General features: G+C 40.1%; 8 protein-coding genes. 5 read left to right on the forward strand and 3 right to left on the reverse strand.

What is annotated here, in order from left to right; translation table 11 throughout:
- Positions 1–100: 100 nt before the first annotated feature.
- Entirely contained in the window at positions 101–382 is a 282-nt protein-coding gene (locus H6G69_RS33245; protein ID WP_242072275.1) for a hypothetical protein, read from the reverse strand.
- 277 nt (positions 383–659) lie between these two features.
- Entirely contained in the window at positions 660–1,025 is a 366-nt protein-coding gene (locus tag H6G69_RS33250) for a hypothetical protein (protein WP_242049332.1), read from the reverse strand.
- A gap of 126 nt (positions 1,026–1,151) precedes the next feature.
- Between H6G69_RS33250 and H6G69_RS33255 the strand changes: the two genes are divergently transcribed.
- The 5 genes from H6G69_RS33255 to H6G69_RS33275 all read left to right on the forward strand — a co-directional run bounded on the left by H6G69_RS33255 (position 1,152) and on the right by H6G69_RS33275 (position 4,199).
- Entirely contained in the window at positions 1,152–1,730 is a 579-nt protein-coding gene (locus H6G69_RS33255) for a hypothetical protein (protein WP_190693979.1), read from the forward strand.
- Between the two features lie 82 nt (positions 1,731–1,812).
- On the forward strand, positions 1,813–2,115 hold the full coding sequence (locus H6G69_RS33260) for a hypothetical protein (protein ID WP_190693980.1): 303 nt from the start codon (positions 1,813–1,815) through the stop codon (positions 2,113–2,115).
- A 45-nt stretch (positions 2,116–2,160) separates the two neighbouring features.
- Positions 2,161–2,688: a hypothetical protein gene (locus H6G69_RS33265; RefSeq protein WP_190693984.1), complete on the forward strand. Its 528-nt coding sequence runs from the start codon at positions 2,161–2,163 to the stop codon at positions 2,686–2,688.
- Positions 2,689–2,768: 80 nt separating this feature from the next.
- Positions 2,769–3,158 carry a hypothetical protein gene (locus H6G69_RS33270; protein ID WP_199336381.1) on the forward strand — a complete coding sequence of 130 codons (390 nt, stop codon included), beginning with the start codon at positions 2,769–2,771 and terminating at the stop codon, positions 3,156–3,158.
- 33 nt (positions 3,159–3,191) lie between these two features.
- Positions 3,192–4,199: a transposase gene (locus H6G69_RS33275; RefSeq protein WP_313952702.1), complete on the forward strand. Its 1,008-nt coding sequence runs from the start codon at positions 3,192–3,194 to the stop codon at positions 4,197–4,199.
- On the opposite strand, the gene H6G69_RS33280 is transcribed toward H6G69_RS33275, so the two are convergent.
- Positions 4,196–5,296, reverse strand: coding sequence for an IS630 family transposase (locus H6G69_RS33280; protein WP_199336382.1), 1,101 nt, complete (start codon positions 5,294–5,296; stop codon positions 4,196–4,198). The two genes, H6G69_RS33275 and H6G69_RS33280, sit on opposite strands and share 4 nt — an antisense overlap.
- Positions 5,297–5,388: the final 92 nt, after the last annotated feature.

Genomic DNA, 5,388 nt, shown 5'->3' on the forward strand with positions numbered 1-5,388 from the left:
GTCAGAAATACCCTTAAACGGCTGCCCATACCCCTGTTACCCTAGTAGACACATTTATGTATTTACTTATCTTTACACAGTTTGGTTTTTTCACCTTGTTCTACTTATGTTCGCCCAATTCATCGGCTGTGTCCCTAACTTTCTTAGCCCCTAAGAGTTGGTTAATTCTCCGATAGCCACCCCAGGCGGATAATTCGGCTTGGCAATATTCCTCAAAACTTTGATAGCCAACTTCACGGTAAAGCTGCTGTTCCCTCATCTGTAATATTTCATCAACAGCTTGCCATTCAAAGCGATCAATAGCAGTGAAGGTTTCTTTAATGCTGTCGTTGAGAATTTTATAGCTGGGTGCTGATGTTTGTTCGCGGTCTAGTGTCAGCATGGCATTTTAGGGATAAGACAAGCAAATACTTGTCTTTGTCTTGTTTACCTTGCGCTTCAAGTGCGGATAGCAAATGTTATTCGCATTCGGGCGATTGCCTAAAAAATTAAGTAGCCGCAGATTGAACGGCTACTTAAAATCTAACACCGGGCTAGATAAAAATCAAGAAAATTATCTAGAATATTAGGACAGACCTTAAAAACGCTTCACCCCCTGTCAAGAGGGGGTGAAGTTTTCATTATTTGTACTAAGCTGTCGATTTGAGATGACATGGCTTTTAACTGGCTTTTAAGCTGCTCATTCTCTCTTGCCAGCCCGGTTGTAACTCCCCCACGACTTTCTTTAAGGCTTCTACATCCTCAACTAGCTTGACTATATCCACTACATTACTTTGGACGATCATCTCGCCTATATAATTCCTCATGTGGTTTTCGATATCTTCCGTTATCGATACCCCATCTTCTTTCAATTTTGTTTTGTACTTCTCATATAAATCGGCATCTATCTTGATACCTAACTGGGCAGTTCGCCCTTGTGTCTCTGGCTTTTTGTTCGCAGGCATATTTTTCTGTTGGTCTTTATCAAAAATATACTCTTTATCCAGACTAATAGCTGTAAAGCTTATTGTAAGCCAACTTAACAATCTAGATTTTTATCTTGACTAAATCTAGATTATTTGCTAGATTATATCTAGAAAACAAAAAGACGACCGCCCTCGCCTGACAAACTTGCGCGATCGCCTTCTGTCCCTAAAAAGGTGAACTCTATTATGAACCACTTCACATATTCAACGCAAGCATCAAGAAGCTTCAACCGCAACACAGTAGACGAACAAGACTTAGCCCAAGCCGAACTCGCGCAGTACATGAACGAGCAAGCGCAAGCGGTAGCACCAACCGCAGATCCGCTTACATCCCGTGACCGCCGCATCATTGCCGAGATTATCGAAGTAGAGCCAGAATCAATCCGTACCATGTGGATTGAGGGTGGCATCACCGTATGGGTGCAATTGGTGAATGGTGGACGGCTACCATTTGATCGCAACTGGTTCGCCAAAAGAGTTGCAGAAGTTAAAGCAACACTAAGAGAAACCCCAAGAGAACGCAACGACCGCCTCAGCGACGAACTTGAAGCCGCTTGTCACAGATACGGCTTAACTCACGGAGAGATTGACTGGCTTTCCTTCAGCACCACCCTATACTTCAACAACCGACGAGTAGGCTTTGTGGGATACAACCGCGCGGATCAATGGTACAGCAGACAAAGGCCATTGGGGGGCAGTCGCACAACTGACAGTATTGATGCAGCGATCGCACTATTGGGCATTAGACAATCTGTAGCCGCATAGTCCCGCAAGTAAAAAAGGCGATCGCACATCTTAGCTAACAGCGATCGCTTTCTCACCACGATGAATGCAAAATACAGCAACTATGTCATTCGTTCAAGATCCTGACTGGGGTGATTGCTGCGAACCGATACTTTTACCCCCGACTCATCCAAACGCAGAGTTAATTGAAATTTCAGGCTACACGCTGGTCTACTGTAATGGAGCTTGCCCCAAAATCTACCGTGTCTACAAGGGTGATTCAATGCTGGGTTTGGTGTTTCAACACATCACGTATTGGACAAACGAGATAGACCAGAAACAGTACACCCAGCCGTTGAACGCAGCAGTGGCACTCGATAATTCGGCTGTAAGTATGACCAACGCAACACCCGATATTGCAGCTTAACTCAGTTTTTCAATCTCAACAAATAACCATTCACTAACTAAAACAATGGAACCTACGATCTCGATTCCTCCGGTTTGGCATTATCCTCGATTTGGCTTTGGACAACGGACAGAACGTGGTCAAATTATAGGCATGAAGTATTACGCCGAAGACACATATCTAGCTGACGAATATGGTGCAGGTTGGCGTTACATTCTGCTGCCAAACAAGAACACTGAAGATGATGAAACACGGATTGAGGATAATATAAAACTGCTTTCACCGCAGGAATTAAAAACAGTTTTAGAGACAGAAATTAACACCTGTCTACGCCAAATTCAAATGCTGAAGCACGAATTAAATGCAGTTGGTGTCAGTGTTGTGTTAACTGAATCCACTGATAAAAAACTCACCCAGCTGCCTTATCCATCTCTGCACGATTTAGTTGATGCGGGTAAATTCATCCTCAAAGAAATTGCTAAACACCCCGATTATCTAACACTTGGATATCAACCCGACCTGACTATTGGCGATGCTGAAACTGCGCTTTCTTATTTGGAATTGGAACTCGAACCTCACGAAAACAGCAGATGAACTCTGTGGTGGCGATTCATCTAAGAGTCGCCATACAAAAAAAATCAAGCTTACTTGACTGAGAATTTGGAGATTGAATTATGGGCATTAGATGGCATGAAAACGAATTAGCAACATTGTATGAAATGGCAGAAATGTACACTCCAAACCAAATAGCTTTTCGACTAAAAAGACGGGGTTATCATCGCACAGCATCAGCAGTTAGGAGAAAATTACATTCGTTGGGGTACTCTACACGCCCAGTTCTTGATAACTACAGTTGCCGTGAAATTGCCAAGAATCTTTGCTTACACCCGACTACTGTTACTTACTGGGTGAGACAAGGTTGGCTCAAAGCTAAAAAGCGTTGTACCAGTTGTTATCAAGTCAAAAGTCGGGATTTGAAGCAGTTTTTCAAGAACCCTCCACAATCAATTAGAAAACGGATTATGGAGATAGATCCGCAAGTGGTTCGCTATTTGGTTGGGTAATCAAAAATTAGAAAAAACTCGGAGATAGTTCAAGTGTTTCATCTGACTTACGAATTTAAGCTTAAACCAACTCGCGTCCAAATTGCCATATTTGAAGACTGGTTAGAACAATGTCGCCTTGTCTATAACTACGCACTAGCAGAGCGCAAAGACTGGATTAAATCTCGTAGCTGTCGGATTAATGCTTGTTCGTTGCATTCTGAGTACATAATTCCTGCCGATACCCCACGACCAACCTATTTTAATCAATCCGTAAGATTAACCCAAGCCAGAAAGAAATATCCTAAACTTAAGAAAGTTTCAGCACAAGTTTTACAACAAACACTTTTAAGGCTAGAAAACGCTTTTGTTGCAATGTGGGAACAAAAACACGGTTTTCCTAGATTCAAAAAACCAGGAAAGATGCGCTCTTTTGTATTTCCACAGTTAAAAGGTAATTTAATTCAAAAAAGAAGAATAAAACTTCCTAAAATTGGCTGGATAAAATTTCATCAATCACGCGAAATACCTGACAGTGGTGTAGTAAAACAAGCTCGTATTGTTAAACGTGCTTCTGGATGGTACGTGCTGCTAATTATGCAGTGGGATGTAAATGTACCACAGCCAATACCACAAGGTAAAGCAATAGGAATTGATGTAGGATTAACAAGTTTTATCGCAACTTCTAATGGACTAACTATCAAACGTCCGAGGTTTTTTGTAGATGCCCAAAGCAAGCTTAAATTGCTGCAACAGCGTGTTTGCAAAAAACGTATTGGTTCTAATAATTGGCTTAAAGCCCAAAAGAAAGTAGCAAAATTTCATGAGTACATTGCTCGTTGTCGCAAAGATTGGCACTCTAAACTGTCTCATCAAATTTGCAATGATGTCGGAATGGTGTTTGTTGAGGATTTGAATTTAGTGGGATTATCTCGCTCAATCTTGGGTAAACATTGTTTAGACGCTGGATTCGGTCAATTTTTCAAAATCTTACAACAAACTTGTTTTAAGCGTGGTGTTTATTTCCAAAAAGTAAACAGCTATAAGCTAATCGGCATTTAAGCTGCAACATAGTCGCTATTACCTTTATTTTTGATTTTTCGATGCCACTTAATAACTAAATCGCCTTGATTTAATAGCTTATCTAGCAGTGACTTTAATTCATCTACTGATTTAAACAGACGATGGGCAATATATTCTTTACATGAGTGCCAGACTAACTCGATAATGTTGTAATCAGGACTGTAAGCAGGTAAAAATTCTAGGACAAAATTAGGAAATTCTTCAGATATTTTAGCTAGAATATCTTTACGTTTATGAAAGCTTGCATTATCTAAAATTAAAATAATCTTCGGCCCAGATTTTTCAAAATCTTCAAAACGGTTTCCTTTATTTATCCATTCTTGCTTAATTAATTCATTTAATTGTTGTAATTGCTCATAAAAAATATCTGCGTTTCCTTTTTTAACGAAAAAGCATACTCGTTTTCGGTCTAATTCTCTGATTGCTCCCATGACATTAACACGACCACAACGTCGTTGTCCTGGAACATTTTTACGTTTTCCTTTTTTACCCCAACCCTTACGCCGAATCACACGTAAACTGAACCCGCTCTCATCCCAAAACCATACCTGTAAACGTTCTGGTTGTTCTCGCGCTATTAATAAATATTGAGCAAGTTTTTCTTTAAACTTTGCTCTTTCTATTGGGTTTTGTTTATCTTCTAAATCATATTTAGCCCAGATATAACTATACTTTTTTCTCTTTAATATCCTCCTCACTTGAGAACTACTTAAATCAATCCCTGTTTTCTCAGTTAAATACTTGGCTAGTCTTTCTGCTGTCCATTTCCCAAATTCGTAACCTAATTCTGATGGGTCTTGGTCAACAGTTTTTAATAATAGTTCAATATATTCAGGAGTCGCTTTTCGATAATATGCGTACTCTCTTTTATTATGTAGAGTTTCTAGATCATCTGGATCACCGTGCATACACCAATATGCTACTGTTCTGTGCGAACAGCCCAAAAACTTTGCAATTTCGTGTTGTGGTTTCCCATCATTTTGCAGCAGAATGATAAGTATTCTTTCCCTAACGTGTGGTAGCTCGCTTTCTTTTAGAGCTTCTTGTAGATTGCTTACTTGCTTGCGGGGGGACAAAATGGTCTAAAATGCTTATCTTACAAAGAATGTAGCAATTTGTGGTAAAAGAAAAAGAGCATCCATTCGCAACAAGCTCTAGTTAATGATAA

The organism is Nostoc sp. FACHB-110, assembly GCF_014697425.1.
Classification (GTDB): Bacteria; Cyanobacteriota; Cyanobacteriia; order Cyanobacteriales; family Nostocaceae; genus Nostoc_B.